14 protein-coding genes are annotated in these 15414 nt (G+C 52.5%); 10 read left to right on the forward strand and 4 right to left on the reverse strand.

What is annotated here, in order from left to right; translation table 11 throughout:
- Window positions 1–83: 83 nt before the first annotated feature.
- Together clpS and clpA are read left to right on the forward strand one after the other, a co-directional pair.
- Window positions 84–464, forward strand: a complete 381-nt coding sequence (clpS, locus tag ACCI49_RS14450; protein ID WP_371839739.1) for an ATP-dependent Clp protease adapter ClpS — start codon at window positions 84–86, stop codon at window positions 462–464.
- 134 nt (window positions 465–598) lie between these two features.
- Window positions 599–2878, forward strand: coding sequence for an ATP-dependent Clp protease ATP-binding subunit ClpA (clpA, locus tag ACCI49_RS14455; protein ID WP_371839740.1), 2280 nt, complete (start codon window positions 599–601; stop codon window positions 2876–2878).
- Between the two features lie 93 nt (window positions 2879–2971).
- On the opposite strand, the gene infA is transcribed toward clpA, so the two are convergent.
- From infA to trxB, 4 genes are all read right to left on the reverse strand, one after another.
- Window positions 2972–3190, reverse strand: a complete 219-nt coding sequence (gene infA / locus ACCI49_RS14460) for a translation initiation factor IF-1 (RefSeq protein ID WP_010130378.1) — start codon at window positions 3188–3190, stop codon at window positions 2972–2974.
- A 128-nt stretch (window positions 3191–3318) separates the two neighbouring features.
- The gene (locus tag ACCI49_RS14465) at window positions 3319–4038 is read right to left on the reverse strand and encodes an arginyltransferase (protein WP_371839742.1); all 720 of its coding nucleotides are present in this window, start codon (window positions 4036–4038) and stop codon (window positions 3319–3321) included.
- Window positions 4031–4726: a leucyl/phenylalanyl-tRNA--protein transferase gene (aat, locus tag ACCI49_RS14470; RefSeq protein WP_371839775.1), complete on the reverse strand. Its 696-nt coding sequence runs from the start codon at window positions 4724–4726 to the stop codon at window positions 4031–4033. Before aat ends, ACCI49_RS14465 begins: the two co-directional genes overlap by 8 nt.
- A gap of 89 nt (window positions 4727–4815) precedes the next feature.
- Window positions 4816–5760 carry a thioredoxin-disulfide reductase gene (trxB, locus tag ACCI49_RS14475; protein ID WP_371839744.1) on the reverse strand — a complete coding sequence of 315 codons (945 nt, stop codon included), beginning with the start codon at window positions 5758–5760 and terminating at the stop codon, window positions 4816–4818.
- Between the two features lie 414 nt (window positions 5761–6174).
- Between trxB and ACCI49_RS14480 the strand changes: the two genes are divergently transcribed.
- From ACCI49_RS14480 to ACCI49_RS14515, 8 genes are all read left to right on the forward strand, one after another.
- Window positions 6175–7212: a class I SAM-dependent methyltransferase gene (locus ACCI49_RS14480; protein ID WP_371839745.1), complete on the forward strand. Its 1038-nt coding sequence runs from the start codon at window positions 6175–6177 to the stop codon at window positions 7210–7212.
- Window positions 7213–7417: 205 nt separating this feature from the next.
- Window positions 7418–9760 carry a DNA translocase FtsK gene (locus ACCI49_RS14485; protein ID WP_371839746.1) on the forward strand — a complete coding sequence of 781 codons (2343 nt, stop codon included), beginning with the start codon at window positions 7418–7420 and terminating at the stop codon, window positions 9758–9760.
- A 92-nt stretch (window positions 9761–9852) separates the two neighbouring features.
- The gene (gene lolA, locus ACCI49_RS14490; RefSeq protein ID WP_371839747.1) at window positions 9853–10464 is read left to right on the forward strand and encodes an outer membrane lipoprotein periplasmic chaperone LolA; all 612 of its coding nucleotides are present in this window, start codon (window positions 9853–9855) and stop codon (window positions 10462–10464) included.
- Window positions 10457–11800 (forward strand): replication-associated recombination protein A, encoded by a 1344-nt coding sequence (locus ACCI49_RS14495; RefSeq protein WP_371839748.1) that lies wholly within the window; start codon window positions 10457–10459, stop codon window positions 11798–11800. The genes lolA and ACCI49_RS14495 overlap by 8 nt, the downstream gene beginning before the upstream one ends.
- Window positions 11801–11827: 27 nt before the next feature.
- Window positions 11828–12202, forward strand: a complete 375-nt coding sequence (gene crcB, locus ACCI49_RS14500) for a fluoride efflux transporter CrcB (RefSeq protein ID WP_371839749.1) — start codon at window positions 11828–11830, stop codon at window positions 12200–12202.
- Between the two features lie 52 nt (window positions 12203–12254).
- Window positions 12255–13538, forward strand: a complete 1284-nt coding sequence (gene serS / locus ACCI49_RS14505) for a serine--tRNA ligase (RefSeq protein WP_371839750.1) — start codon at window positions 12255–12257, stop codon at window positions 13536–13538.
- Window positions 13539–13633: 95 nt separating this feature from the next.
- Window positions 13634–15016 (forward strand): siroheme synthase CysG, encoded by a 1383-nt coding sequence (gene cysG, locus ACCI49_RS14510; RefSeq protein WP_371839751.1) that lies wholly within the window; start codon window positions 13634–13636, stop codon window positions 15014–15016.
- A 96-nt stretch (window positions 15017–15112) separates the two neighbouring features.
- Complete coding sequence (locus tag ACCI49_RS14515; RefSeq protein ID WP_371839752.1) at window positions 15113–15376, forward strand: hypothetical protein; 264 nt, start codon at window positions 15113–15115, stop codon at window positions 15374–15376.
- Window positions 15377–15414: the final 38 nt, after the last annotated feature.

Consider the following 15414-nt stretch of genomic DNA (forward strand, 5'->3'; position numbering starts at 1 on the left):
GTCAAATAAGGTTACAATGGCAGGTTGTTGATGGTTGCGCAGGTCGCTACATCGAAGTTTTAGAGAATTCATTGATAATTGTTATGAGTATTCCGCAGATCATTACACTAAGCTCCGATAAGTCAGAGGGAGACCGTTACGACTTGGGGGATTCCGATGGCGGGCTCGCGCTGGAGGAGGCGCCACCTAAGTTAAAGCAGCCTCCCATGTATAAGGTCATCATGCTCAACGATGACTACACACCGATGGACTTTGTTGTAGAGACTCTGGAGCTGTTTTTTTTAGTCAACCGGGAGCGCGCCACACAGTTGATGCTGCAAGTACACACGCGGGGAAAAGCAGTGTGCGGTGTCTATACTCGGGATATAGCGGAGACAAAGGCCGCGCAGGTCAATCAATTCGCCCAGGAGAATGAGCACCCCCTGTTATGCGAAATTGAGGCGGATGAAAGTAAAGACGATTGATCTTGAATAGAGCTGCTTTTAAACAAGGGTCCCGTCACCTGAAGGGAATCAGCCAGGATATAGACGCCGGCAAAGGGTGCGCGCCTAACAGCGGAGTCGGCGGGAAATATTGGCGATTAGGGTTTGAGGTTTAGATGCTCAGCAAGGACTTAGAGGTAACGCTTAATCTGGCGTTCAAGGGTGCGCGCGCAAAACGGCACGAATTCATGACCGTAGAGCACCTATTGCTGGCGCTTTTGGACAATGAATCTGCAGCTGATGTGTTGCATGCCTGTGGAGCTGATCTAAGCGCGTTGCGACGTGAGTTGCTGGAGTTTGTAGACTCTACAACACCGTTAATTCCAGAGGCTGACACAGACCGTGAAACTCAGCCCACACTCGGGTTTCAGAGGGTCCTGCAGAGGGCCGTTTTCCATGTCCAGTCATCTGGTAAGAAGGAAGTCACAGGGGCTAATGTCCTTGTTGCCATTTTCTGTGAGCAGGAAAGCCAGGCTGTTTACTATCTGAAGCAGCAGAGTGTTGCGCGTATTGATGTGGTGAATTACATCACGCATGGTATTTCCCGAGTAGGTTCCAGTGGTAACAATCATCATCACGGCTCGGATACGGCGCCTGAGCAGGTCGATGAAGAGATTAGTGGTGGCGCAGAACCGGGTGGCACAGACCCTCTGGAGAGCTACGCAACCAACCTGAATCAAGAGGCTATCCTCGGCCGTATTGATCCCCTGGTGGGGCGTGGGCCCGAAGTGGAGCGGGTAACCCAGGTTCTGGCCAGACGCCGTAAAAACAACCCGCTGTTGGTTGGTGAGTCAGGTGTTGGTAAGACCGCCATCGCTGAGGGGCTCGCTCGCCGCATCGTGGATGAGGATATTCCCGAGCCGCTCAAAGACAGCACAATTTATTCGCTGGATCTCGGCTCTCTGTTGGCCGGGACCAAATACCGCGGTGATTTTGAGAAGCGTTTCAAAGCACTGTTGGCTGAATTAAAGAAGCGTGAGCATGCGGTACTGTTTATTGATGAAATTCACACGATTATCGGTGCCGGCGCAGCCTCTGGTGGTGTGATGGATGCTTCCAACCTGCTCAAGCCACTCTTATCTAGTGGCCAGCTGCGCTGTATAGGTTCTACTACGTTTACTGAATACCGTGGGATTTTTGAAAAAGATCGCGCACTTTCCAGGCGCTTTCAGAAAATTGATGTAAGTGAACCCTCGGTTGAAGAAACCATTCAAATCCTGCAGGGGTTGCGGAGTTGTTTCGAAAATCACCACAAAGTGCGTTTTACCGATGCGGCCTTGGATGCCGCGGCACAGCTCTCCAGCCGCCATATTACCGAACGATTCCTGCCCGATAAGGCAATTGACGTTATTGATGAGGCCGGAGCCTATCAGTCTCTGCTGCCTTCTGAGAATCGCAAAGAAGTGATCGGTGTCGGTGAAATCGAGTCCGTGATTGCGAAAATGGCACGGATTCCTGCCAAGAGCGTATCTGCGTCGGATAAAGAGCAGCTGTCGAAATTGGATGACAATCTGAAGATGGTTGTTTTTGGCCAGGATAGTGCAATTGAAGCCCTTAGCACGGCAATCAAGCTTAGTCGCGCAGGTCTCGGTGCCGAGGAGAAGCCCATAGGCTCTTTCCTATTCTCGGGCCCCACCGGTGTCGGAAAAACTGAGCTGTGTCGCCAGTTGGCGAAAGTGATGGGAATCGAGCTGATTCGCTTCGATATGTCCGAGTATATGGAGCGTCACACGGTCTCTCGCCTGATTGGCGCGCCACCTGGCTATGTGGGTTTTGACCAGGGCGGACTACTGACTGACTCTGTGACCAAGCATCCTCACAGTGTCGTGCTGCTGGATGAGATTGAGAAGGCGCACCCAGAAGTGTTTAACCTGTTACTGCAGGTGATGGATCACGGTACTCTGACTGACAATAACGGCCGCAAGGCTGATTTCCGCAACGTTATTCTCATCATGACCACCAACGCGGGTGCCGAGCTGATGAGCCGGCGCTCTATTGGATTTTCAAACCAGGATCACTCCACTGACGGTATGGAGGAGATCAAGAAAATGTTTACCCCGGAATTCCGCAATCGCTTGGATAGCGTTATCCAGTTTGGATCCCTGCCGCTGGATGTGGTGAAGACGGTAGTGGACAAGTTTATTGTTGAGTTGCAGGCGCAACTTGATGACTCACGCGTAACCCTGGTTGTGGATGACGAGGCCCGTGAGTGGCTGGCAATTCGCGGTTATGATGAAAAAATGGGTGCGCGTCCGATGTCGCGGCTGATTCGTGACAAGCTGCGCAAGCCACTGGCCGAAGCCGTGCTATTTGGAGAGTTGGCGGAAGAGGGTGGACGTGTTGCGGTCACTATCGAGGGTGATGAACTGGCTATAAAAACTGCGGTTCCAGTCTGACCTTAGCGCAGGTCCAATTGAAAAAGCCACCGGGAGGTGGCTTTTTAGTATCTGGACAAGCGGCCAGTAAAGGCGCTTTTCCAGGCGAGCAGTTTAGCGGGCGCGGTAAGTAATGCGGCCTTTGCTCAGGTCGTAAGGAGTGAGTTCCACCTTGACCTTGTCGCCGGTGAGGATGCGGATGTAGTTTTTGCGCATCTTTCCAGAAATGTGCGCAATTACCACGTGTCCATTTTCCAGCTTTACGCGGAAAGTGGTATTTGGCAGGGTGTCAATCACCTCGCCTTCCATTTCAATATAATCGTCTTTTGCCATGCGGCAGCAACCTTCAAATAAACTTTATCAGACCATTTACCCCGGTGGCACACTGGCCTAGCCGCGGCTCGACGGGCGAGCATTTTGCACGAAAAGGCTGAATAGAGCAAAGGGCGCGTGTTAATGCGCTAGAGAGACTTCAGACTCCAACGGTTTTCCTTAAGCATTTCAATTGGCCGGAACTGGCTTTTATAGGCCATTTTATGGCAATTCTCGATCCAATAGCCCAAGTAGAGACTGGGGATCCCCAGTCGCCTGGCCCATTCGATCTGATAAAGAATACAGTAACTCCCCAGGCTGCGTTTGCCCTCATCCGGATCGAAGAAAGTATAGATGGCGGATAGGCCCGCAGTGAGCAGGTCGGTCACTGCTACGGCAACCAGCTTGCCACGTGCGCGCAGCTCAATGTAGCGCGTGGCTCCCCAAGCTTGGCACAGGAAGCTACGGTACTGTTCGCGGCTGGGAGGGTACATCTCGCCGTCGGCATGGCGTTGCTCGATGTAGCGGGCATACAGCTCGTAGTGTTCGTCAGTATCGATGGATTCGATGTGGAAGATGTCCAGATCCCGGTTGCGTTTCCAGCAGCGGCGTTGGTTGCGATCTGGTACAAACAGGTTCACTGGTACCCTTGCCGGTACACATGCCCTACATGTGGCGCACTGAGGACGATACAGATAGGCACCACTACGCCGGAAGCCCAGCTCGGATAGGCGGTTGTACAGGCGCTGGTCGACTTTAGTCTGTGGGTCCACAAACACAGTGGTGGCCTCCCGGTCCGGCAGGTAGCCGCAAGGGTGAGGTAGAGTGGCCAACAAACGTACAGAATCCAGTTGAGAATATTTACCCATAAGTCCACGAAAGCTTCCAAGGCTGTGGGAAGGCTGGCTGTTTCACGCCACTTTCCAGCAGGTGTTCGAAATCCTGACGACACAACTCAATAGCGCCCAGACTGGTCAGGTGCGGGTTGCTTATCTGGCAGTCAACCAGCCGGCAGCCCCACAATTCTAATTGCCGAATGAGGTGGACAAAAGCGACTTTGGAGGCGTCGGTTTCCTTGTGGAACATCGACTCGCCAAAAAATACACTGCCAATGGCCAGGCCATAGAGTCCGCCAACGAGCTTGTCCGCTCGCCATACTTCTACAGAGTGGGCATGGCCGAGATAGTGCATATCTATATAGGCCTGGCACATCTCATCGGTAATCCAGGTGCCATCTTCGCCGGATCTGGGGGCGCGGCAAGCATCGATAACCTCCTCGAATGCCCGGTCAAATGTAACCTGAAAAGTTCCGCGGCGCAGTACCTTGCGAAGGCTGCGGCCGACCTTGAAATCCTGGGGAATTACTACAGAGCGTGGCGAGGGGCTCCACCATAGAATGGGCTGTTCATCCGAAAACCAGGGAAATATGCCGCGTCGGTAAGCTGCGAGCAGCCACTCGGGAGTCAGGTCCCCTCCGACTGCGAGCAAGCCATTTGGGTCATCCAGAGCGGATTCTGTGGGGGGGAAATTGATATGGTTTTCATCGAGCCACATCATGCGGCTTTGGGTGTCCCTTGCCACGAGCTGACTCCTGTCCAAGCGGGGTGGGAGATTCCCGGGGAGAGGCTTCCCCGGGGTTAAGGCCGTTACTGGGCGTCGAGGAAGCGCTCTGCGTCCAGGGCCGCCATACAGCCAGTACCGGCGGAGGTTACGGCTTGGCGGTAGATATGGTCAGATACGTCTCCCGCGGCAAATACACCGGGAACAGAAGTTTGGCTGGCATTACCTTCTAGACCACTTTGAACGATGATATAGCCGCCGTTCATCTCCAATTGGCCTTCAAAGATACCGGTATTCGGTTTGTGCCCAATTGCAATAAACACGCCGGACACATCCAACTCCTTGGTAGAGTCGTCCTGGGTACTGCGAACCCGCAGCCCGGTTACACCATTGTCATCGCCCAGAACCTCGTCCAGGGTATGGTGCCAGCAAACCTTGATATTGCCGTTTTCCACTTTGTCTATCAGGCGGTCCTGAAGGATCTTCTCCGCGCGCAGCTCGTCGCGGCGATGAATCAGGGTCACTTCACTGGCGATATTAGATAGGTAAAGGGCCTCTTCAACTGCGGTGTTACCACCGCCAACGACGGCAACTTTCTGGTCGCGGTAAAAGAAACCATCGCAAGTAGCGCAGGCACTGACACCGCGCCCCTGGAAGGCCTCTTCTGAAGGTAGTCCCAGGTATTGGGCGGAAGCGCCGGTGGCGATAATCAGGGAGTCACAAGTGTAAGTATCGTTGCCCTTCAGAGTGAAAGGACGCTGCTCCAGATCTACGGATTCGATGTGATCAAAAATGACCTGGGTATCGAAGCGTTCTGCGTGCTGCTGCATCTGAATCATCAGGTCCGGCCCCTGCAAATCTGGGATGCCGCCGGGCCAGTTTTCCACTTCGGTAGTGGTGGTCAGCTGTCCACCTTGCTGCATACCGGTAATAACTACCGGGTTCAAGTTAGCGCGGGCAGCGTAAATAGCGGCTGTGTAGCCTGCGGGGCCAGAGCCGAGAATGATCAGTCGATGATGGTTGTTGCTCATGAAGTTCTCTTTAAAACTGTCTGTGTGCAAGGTTTATCCTGCGAGCAGGGGTAAACTTGCTCGGCCATTTTTTGATCAGTCGAGACTATCAAACTGGCCGATATAATAGGTGATAGTAACTAGTCGGCGAAATAGTTTGACTTAATTAGTTCTATTGGAATGTGCTATCTGTCGTATCGACTACCTCGTGTCGCCGCGTCATCTTCTCATGAAAAACTGTATAATCGACATTAGAAAACGAAGTTAATTCCCTGATTTTTATAGATAAAAATCATTTCATTTTATTGAAGATTAGTCTAAGTGCGGAACCTGGATGTGGCTATAACTTAACCATTGGTCATGGTTTAGGAGGCCGATGCATTGTCAGTGAGTCAGCTTACTTCAAGGTAAATATTGGCGATGCTCGGGGTCATCATGAGGCAAAATAGAAGGTTTGTGGCACTCAATCTTGATGAGGATATTGTCGGACATCCAACGTTGCTTTTCAGTTTGAGTGAAGAGGCGCAGGCGTTTGTTTCTGAGATCGTGGACGATACATTCTCGATCCGACTTTCTCTCGATATGGAGCCTGATGGTCGTCACCGGGCCAGTTTGCACGGCCCCCCAGATCTAGCAGAACTTTTTGCATCACTGAATTTACAGGCAAGATGCGATATCGTTGCAGATGGCTACAATGTCCGCGTCCTGGATGCTCTTGATATGGATACAGTATCTGCGGGAACAACGGAGAAAATTGTTGAGGGCCTGGAGCTTCAAAATGGCGCTAAAGTACTGGATTTAATGTGCGGTGCCGGAGAAATAAGCCAAGCATTACGACGGTTTGCGGCTCAAAATGCAATGGAAATTGAGCTCAGCATGTGCGATGCCCACAGATCGCAATTGGAGCGGGCAGACTCAGAAACACATGAGTGTGCTGCAGATATCACTGTGGGAGACGCAAGGGCGCTACCTTATACGAAGGAATCTTTTGATGCTGTTGTGCTCAAAATGGGCCTGCATGAAGTGCCGCAGGCAGATCAATCGTTGGTTGTGCAGGAGATATATCGAGTCTTGAAACCTGGAGGGCGATTCGTAATTTGGGAGCTGCTGCCAGGAACGGGAGAGATTCAGGATGCGTTCACAGATATTGTACATAAATCCAATATGCTTGCTCGCTGTGAATCCCAGGCATTCGATCGCTATTTTCCCCGGGGTGATCAATTGTTGTGGCTTCTGAAGAGCGCGGGCTTTAAGAATATTGAGCCCCTCCTTCAAACAGAATTTTCCTATAGCACATTGGCAAGATTAAAAGATGAACTAGCTGGAGATCACAGCAAGTTGGCGATACTGAATAACTTTACAAGGGAGAGGGTCTCCCAAAAACTGCGCGATGAGGTGCATTGGCAGGACAGCGGGGACAATATCACTATCGGAGTGCCGAACTGCATTTTCCGTGCTGATAAGCCTATGTAAACATAAAATGAAACAACACTATTGATAGCCAAGGGATTGGCTATTGCTTAAACAAGCACACGAAAAAATTGGGCCCTAGATGATAGCGGAAGGGCTAGAAGTATATTCCTTAACTTATCAGTTAATTAAGTTGGCAAAATAATTTAGAAGATTGCCATCGAGTTAACCTGGTAAAGAAACAACATAAAAATTTTGAGGTAAGCCATTGAAGGCCGAAAGCGTAACTGAAGAGACTTCTGACAAGAGCGGTACTCTGCCGGATTCACTGATCGCCCGCTTAATTCGCGAGGGGGCGCTGATCAGCCTACTGGCAGGGGCTCTGTTACTCGCAATCAGCTTGCTGAGTTACGATTCGCAGGACCCCGGCTGGTCTCATACCGGGCATTCCAGCCAGATTCACAATGCTATCGGTCCTGCCGGTGCCTGGCTGGCCGATGTTTGCTTGTCTTTGCTCGGCTGGATGGCTTATCTATTCCCGTTGCTAATTGGTTTACGTGCCTACCGCATTTTGCGAGATCGCAATGCCCGTTTCCATGGACCACTTTTTGCGCTCAGGGTTTTTGGTCTGATTCTGGTACTGGTCAGTGGCGCGGCGCTCGCAACACTTTGCTTTGCTCCTGCGGATAAGCCGCTGCCGTTCTCCAATGGCGGCATCATTGGCGCAGCGTTGTCAGGGGCTACTGGTGCCAGTCTCGGGTATGTGGGAGCCACCATTTTATTGCTGGCGGTTTTTGCCATTGGTATTACGATATTTACCGGGCTGTCCTGGCTCAAGCTGGCGGAGTCCATCGGCCGCAATGTGCTGGGCGTCTTTGCGTTGCTTGGTAGCCTCTTCAAGCGTTGGCGCCAGAAGCGCACGGAGGCCCGTGTGGCACGGGAGGCTATCGTGGTGCGCAAGGCCGCTGTGGAAGAGGAAAAGCAGCGCACGGCCAAACGTATCCCACCTAAGATTGAGGCGGCAGCGCCCAAGCCCAAGCAGAGCCCGCGCGCAGCCAAAGAGAAGCAGGGTGAGCTATTCAAAAGTGGTCCCGTCACTGGTACCTTGCCGCCCCTGGGGTTACTCGACCCCGCCGACCAGAACAAGAAAGCCGGCTTTTCTCGGGATTCTCTTGAAGCGCTATCGCGCTTGCTGGAGCTTAAGCTCAAAGACTTCGGCGTAGTTGCCGAGGTCGTTTCTGTGCTGCCTGGCCCGGTGGTAACCCGCTTTGAAATCCAGCCTGCACCAGGAGTAAAAGTCAGCAAGATTTCTAACTTGGCCAAGGACCTAGCGCGTTCCCTGGCAGTTATCAGTGTGCGCGTTGTAGAAGTGATCCCCGGCAAGTCCGTGGTGGGGATCGAGATCCCTAACGAAAATCGCCAGATGGTGCGTCTCAGCGAAGTCCTGTCAGCGGACGTCTACGATAACGCCAAGTCCCCACTGACTCTGGCCTTGGGGCATGATATCTCCGGTCAACCGGTTGTTGCGGACCTCGCTAAAATGCCCCATCTATTGGTGGCGGGTACCACAGGATCCGGTAAATCTGTGGGTATCAATGTGATGTTGCTCAGTCTGCTGTATAAATCGACACCCGATGAGGTGCGCCTGATCCTGGTGGACCCAAAGATGTTGGAGTTGTCTGTTTATGAAGGGATTCCCCATCTGCTGACACCTGTTATCACTGATATGAATGATGCCGCCAACGGCCTGCGCTGGTGTGTTGGTGAAATGGAGCGTCGCTACAAGTTGATGGCTGCAATGGGGGTGCGCAACTTGGCGGGCTTCAACCGCAAGGTAAAAGAAGCTGAAGAAGCGGGTGAGCCCATGCTCGACCCCTTGTGGCAACCGGACCCCGCTTTAAGTGTGCCAGAAGAGGATCAAACAGCGCCGGCGTTAAAGGCTCTGCCCGCAATCGTAGTGGTTATCGATGAATTTGCCGATATGATGATGATTGTCGGCAAGAAAGTTGAACAATTAATTGCGCGTATTGCACAGAAAGCCCGTGCCGCTGGGATTCATCTGCTGCTCGCCACTCAGCGCCCATCAGTGGATGTGATCACCGGCCTGATCAAGGCAAATGTCCCTACCCGTATCGGATTTCAGGTCTCTTCTAAAGTAGATTCCCGCACCATTCTTGACCAGGGTGGGGCCGAGCAATTGCTGGGTCACGGCGATATGCTGTACCTGCCTCCCGGCAGTGGCGTGCCCGTGCGTGTACACGGTGCTTTTGTGGATGATCACGAAGTACACAAAGTAGTTGCGGACTGGGGGCGCCGAGGCGAGCCCGATTATATTGAAGGCATTATCGATGACAGTAACAACAGCATCCCGGTACCCGGCCTGCAGTCCGAAGGTGGTGAGGATGAAGATCCCGAATCAGATGCCCTTTATGATGAGGCAGTCGCCTTTGTAACAAAATCGCGTAAAGCTTCTATCTCTTCTGTGCAGCGCCAGCTGCGCATCGGCTACAATCGGGCCGCGCGAATTATCGATGCCATGGAAGCGGCTGGTGTTGTTTCCCCTGCCGGACATAACGGTAATCGTGAAGTGCTGGCTCCCCCTCCTGCATAAGTGGAGGTGTCTGTAGGTCAGGTGACAGGTTAAGCTACTGTTCACCTGTCCGTGGCTAGTCTTTAAGGAAATCAACACACTGGGATTCATATATGAAAACTATTCTGCGCAACTTATTAATGAGTTTGACTGTTGCGACCAGTGCAGCATGGGCCGATGCCACTGAAGATCTCAGTAAGCTGTTACAGCCTTTATCGGCGCTGTCCGGGAATTTCAAGCAGACCCTGAAAGATGAACGCGGCAAAGTGACTCAAGAGAGTAATGGTAACTTTTCCGTGCAGCGGCCTGGAAAGCTGCGCTGGAAAACTGGGGAACCCTATGCCCAGTTGCTGGTAACGAACAACAAAACCCTGTGGCTTTATGATCCTGACCTGGAACAAGTGACAGTACGACCAGTTGATGCGCGTATGAAAGAGACCCCTGCATTACTGCTGGGTGGCAAGGTTGAGGATATTCGAAATTCCTTCAATGTTAACTTGAAGGATGGCGTTTATCACCTGACTCCGAAAAATCCCAAAGCACCTTTCAAGGCGATGGAAATCCACTTCTCTGAGAATGGCCTGCCTTCCTTGATGACTGTTCGCGATAGTATGGGACAGACCACCAAAATCGAATTCAGCGGAGTTAAGGCCAACCCCAAGCTTTCCGCCTCTATTTTTAACTTCAAGCCGCCAGCTGGTACCGATATTATTAAAGATGAGTGATCTGTTTCAGTCCCCTCAAAAACATCAACCCCTGGCCGCGCGTATGCGGCCAGATTCCCTGGCCTGCTTTGTAGGCCAGTCACATTTATTGGGGGAAGGAAAACCACTGCGTGAAGCGGTAGAGCGAGGCCAGTTGCACTCAATGATCCTGTGGGGACCGCCGGGGGTCGGTAAAACCACTTTCGCCCGATTGCTCGCCCAGGAATGCGATGCGCGTTTCGCAACTCTCTCTGCGGTACTGGCAGGGGTAAAGGATATTCGCCAGGCGGTTGCGGAAGCCGAGCAGAACAGGATGCAGTCTGGTCGTGGCACTATCCTGTTTGTGGATGAAGTCCACCGCTTCAATAAGGCACAGCAGGATGCGTTCCTTCCTTATGTGGAGGAGGGTACAGTGACTTTTGTTGGTGCCACCACCGAGAATCCCGCCTTTGAATTGAATAATGCGTTGCTGTCCCGCTGTCGAGTCTACTTACTGCGCAGTATTCCGGAGGAGGACTTGGTAGAACTATTGCAGAGGGCATTGCAAACCGATGATCAACTACTCGATCGTAAAATCGGTGTACCAGAGAAGGTGTTGCGCAAGATTGCCCGTGCCGCTGATGGGGATGCGCGCAGTGCCCTTAACCTACTTGAAGTAGCTTGCGACCTAGCCCGGGAGGAGTCCGGGAAATTGATTGTTGATGAAGCGGTTCTCACAGAGGTGCTCAGTGCCGATGTGCGTCGCTTCGACAAGGGGGGTGATTACTTCTACGATCAGATTTCGGCAATGCACAAATCAGTTCGCGGTTCCGACCCCGATGCGGCACTTTACTGGTTTGTGCGGATGCTTGATGGCGGTTGTGACCCTCTCTATATTGCCCGCCGGGTGGTGCGCATGGCCAGTGAAGATGTCGGTAACGCGGACCCGCGCGCATTACAGTTAGCCTTGAATGCTTGGGATGTGCAGGAGCGCCTGGGCAGCCCGGAAGGGGAGTTGGCTATAGCTCAGGCAATTACTTATCTCGCTGTGGCTGCAAAAAGCAATGCGGTTTACACTGCGTACAAGCGCGCCATGGCAGATGTACGTCATGATCCCAGCTATGATGTGCCCATCCATTTACGTAATGCCCCCACCAAACTTGCAAAAAGCCTATCCCATGGGGCGGAATACCGCTATGCCCATGATGAGCCTGATGCTTTTGCGGCTGGAGAGAGCTATTTCCCTGAAGAGATTGCGTACCGTCAGTATTACCAGCCAGTGCCGCGCGGACTGGAATTGAAAATTTCTGAAAAGTTGCAAATGCTGCGCCGACTAAATAGTGAGAGCGTTGAGCAGCGTTACAAAAATAATGCATAGGCAATAGAGGTTTTGGGGGAACAATAAATGCAGTGGCTGGCGATTGCTATTGGCGGTGCTGTTGGGGCAATTCTTCGCCACTTGATCACTGTCTGGTGTTATCCGGTGTTCAGCGGTAAGTTCCCCTTGGGGACTCTGGTAGTCAATATCGTTGGGTCATTTTTAATCGGTATTGCCTACATATTGATCACCCAGCGGGCCATGCTGGGCGAGGAGTGGCGTCTCCTGCTGATGACCGGCATGTTCGGCGCCCTAACAACCTTCTCCACTTTCTCCCTCGAAAGCCTGATACTGTGGCACAATGGCCAGCCGCTAGTGGCCATTGGCTATATTGTCGGCAGTGTTGTTTGCTGCCTGTTAGCTGCTGGGGGTGCTGTCGCCTTGGCGACGCGTTATTTTTAATCAAAATTCAATATTATGTTGTAGGAGCCTGATAGCAGGCGAACTGGAAACGATGCTCGACCCCAAACTGATTCGCACGGATATGGACCAGGTGGCCGCGGCCCTGAAAAAGCGCGGTGTGGAACTGGATACTGCCAAATTGGAAGCTCTTGAAGAGCGCCGCAAAGCATTGCAGGTGCGCACCGAGAGTTTACAAAATGAGCGTAATAGCAAATCGAAAAATATCGGGCGTGCGAAGGCCGCCGGTGAAGATATAGCTCCATTACTCAAAGAAGTAGAGTCCCTTGGGGGCGAGTTGCAGAATGCAAAGCATTCCTTGACTGAGCTGCATGAAGAGCTGGATGCAATCCTGTCAGCAATCCCAAATCTGCTGGACGCCTCTGTGCCTGAGGGCGATAGTGAAGATGATAATGTTGAAGTCCGTCGCTGGGGGCAGCCACGCGCATTTAATTTTGAGGTTAAGGACCATGTGGACCTCGGCACCCAGCTGGGCGGCCTCGACTTTGAAATGGCCGTTAAGCTGACAGGTTCGCGCTTTGCGGTAATGACTGGTGAGGTGGCCCGTCTGCATCGCGCTTTGGCCCAGTTTATGCTGGATACCCATATCGAAGAGCATGGCTACAAGGAAACCAATGTACCGGTAGTTGTTAACAGTGATTCCCTCTATGGCACCTCTCAACTGCCCAAATTTGAAGAAGACCTGTTCAAGCTCAAAGATGAGCGCGGCTTCTACCTGATTCCGACGGCGGAAGTGCCGCTCACCAATATGTACCGCGACCATATTGTTGAGGATGGAGCCTCGTTGCCACACAAGCTGGTTGCCCATACAACTTGCTTTCGCTCTGAAGCCGGCTCCCACGGTCGCGACACTCGCGGTATGATTCGCCAGCACCAATTTGAAAAAGTGGAGTTGGTCTGGGTGACCCGCCCTGAGCAGTCTGAGGAAGCGCTGGAAACCCTTACGCAAAATGCCGAAACCATTTTGCAGAAACTCAACCTGCCGTATCGCACTGTAGTGCTGTGTGGTGGCGATATCGGCTTTGCCGCGCGCAAGACCTACGATATTGAAGTTTGGATTCCCTCCCAGGACAAATATCGGGAAATCTCTTCTTGCTCTCTGATCGGAGACTTCCAGGCACGTCGTATGAAAGCGCGCTGGCGTAACCCAGAAACTGGTAAGCCCGAGCTGGTGCATACGCTGAATGGTTCTGGTCTTGCGGTGGGACGTACCCTGATTGCGGTACTGGAGAATTACCAGCGTGAAGATGGCAGCATTGAAATTCCTGAAGTATTGCGCCCTTACATGCGTGGTCAGGAAGTGATCCCCGCTTCCTGAAATATGTTGATCTGAAAGGGTGAACTTTATAAGTGAGCCCTTTTTTATTTCCCAAGCTGAATTCCCCTCTGCCTGCTATTTGATGGAATAAGAAGTTGCGCTATTTACCCCTTGCATTTGATGTCAAAGATCGTCCATGCCTAATAGTTGGCGGAGGTTCTATAGCCACTCGCAAGGCGCGATTACTCAACAAAGCTGGCGCCCGTATATCGGTGGTTTCTCCAGAAATTGCTCATGAGCTCCAGCAGCTGGTTACCGACTCAAAAGGGGAGTGGTTTAAGGGAGTGTATTCCGCAGAGAGGTTGCAACAAGCTGAGCTGGTCGTGGCTGCATCGGATGATACCAAGGTCAATGCATTGGTGTCCTCAGATGCTCAGGCTAAACGACTTCCGGTCAATGTGGTGGATGCTCCTGAGTTGTGCACATTTACCTTTCCCGCAATTGTTGAGCGTGGAGACCTTTCCATAGGTATTAGTAGTGGTGGGGCAGCTCCAGTGCTGGCGCGGCGTATTCGTGCCCAGCTGGAAGCGCTGTTATCACCGGGAGTCGCATCATTGGTGGATCTGGCCGCGCGAGTGCGCTTGAGGGTGAAAACTGAACTGCCGGAAGCACGGCGCAAGAACTTCTGGGAATGGGTTTTTGCTGGGCCTGTTGCCAGCCGTATGGAATCGGGCCAATTAGCAGATGCTGAAAGAGAGTTGCTTAATGCTTTACATGACTGGCAGGGGCGCCCTAGTCCAGTTGGTGAAGTTTATCTGGTGGGGGGTGGGCCGGGAGACCCCGACCTGCTCACTTTTCGCGCATTGCGATTGATGCAACAGGCGGATGTTGTGCTTTACGACCGCTTGGTATCACCAGAAGTCCTGGAGCTGGTGCGCAGAGATGCCGAGCGTATTTACGTCGGCAAAAGGAAGGCATTTCACTCCGTACCCCAGGGGAATATCAACCAGTTGCTGGTAGATCTGGCCACTCAGGGTAAAAAGGTATTGCGCCTGAAAGGCGGAGACCCCTTCATATTTGGTCGCGGCGGCGAGGAAATTGATAAATTGGCAGAGGCAGGCATTCCCTTCCAGGTGGTGCCGGGAATTACCGCCGCCTCGGGCTGTGCCAGTTACGCGGGTATTCCACTAACGCACCGGGATCATGCACAGTCGGTACGTTTTATCACCGGGCACCTGAAAGAGGGTAGCCTCGATCTGCCCTGGGAGGAGCTGGCCTCGCCGGGACAGACCCTGGTCTTCTATATGGGATTGACTGGGCTTCAGACAATTTGCACAGAGCTTGCTCTCCATGGGCTTCCGGAGGATACGCCGGTAGCACTGATTGAGAAGGGGACCACACGAGCACAGCGAGTGATTGTGGGGAGCCTCACCACATTGCCGGCACTCGCTGAGGAGAAAGCGGTGCGGGCTCCGACCCTGACAATAATTGGTGGGGTTGTCAGCCTGCATGAGAAGCTGAATTGGTATCACAGCTAGGCTAAAAAACTGCTTGAGGCTAGAAAGAGGAACCGGACGCGGCCAAAGCTGCCGCAGAACCTATACTGAAAGTAGTTTTTCAGTAGGGTGTGTAGCATGCTGCTGGCGCTTCTTTGCTTTTATTGCACCAACTTCGTGCACTTCTTCCTTCCGCAGCGGCGGGAGTTTCCTACCATTGGTGGCAACGATTGCCACTCCCGTCGCTACACATATCAATACAGGCAAAAGAAAGACCTTGTGAAATGGCTATGGATCACTGTGTCACTTGTGATGTTGTGTATTCCGCTATTACCCCTTGTGCTTGGGCTCGGCTTCTTCACTGCTTTTCTCTCTTTTGCCATCCTCGACGAAACCGCCTGAGGCCTCATTAATAGGAGGGCGCTCAAGCAGTTTACCCC

It is taken from the genome of Microbulbifer epialgicus (assembly GCF_041447265.1).
Taxonomy (GTDB): domain Bacteria; phylum Pseudomonadota; class Gammaproteobacteria; order Pseudomonadales; family Cellvibrionaceae; genus Microbulbifer; species Microbulbifer epialgicus.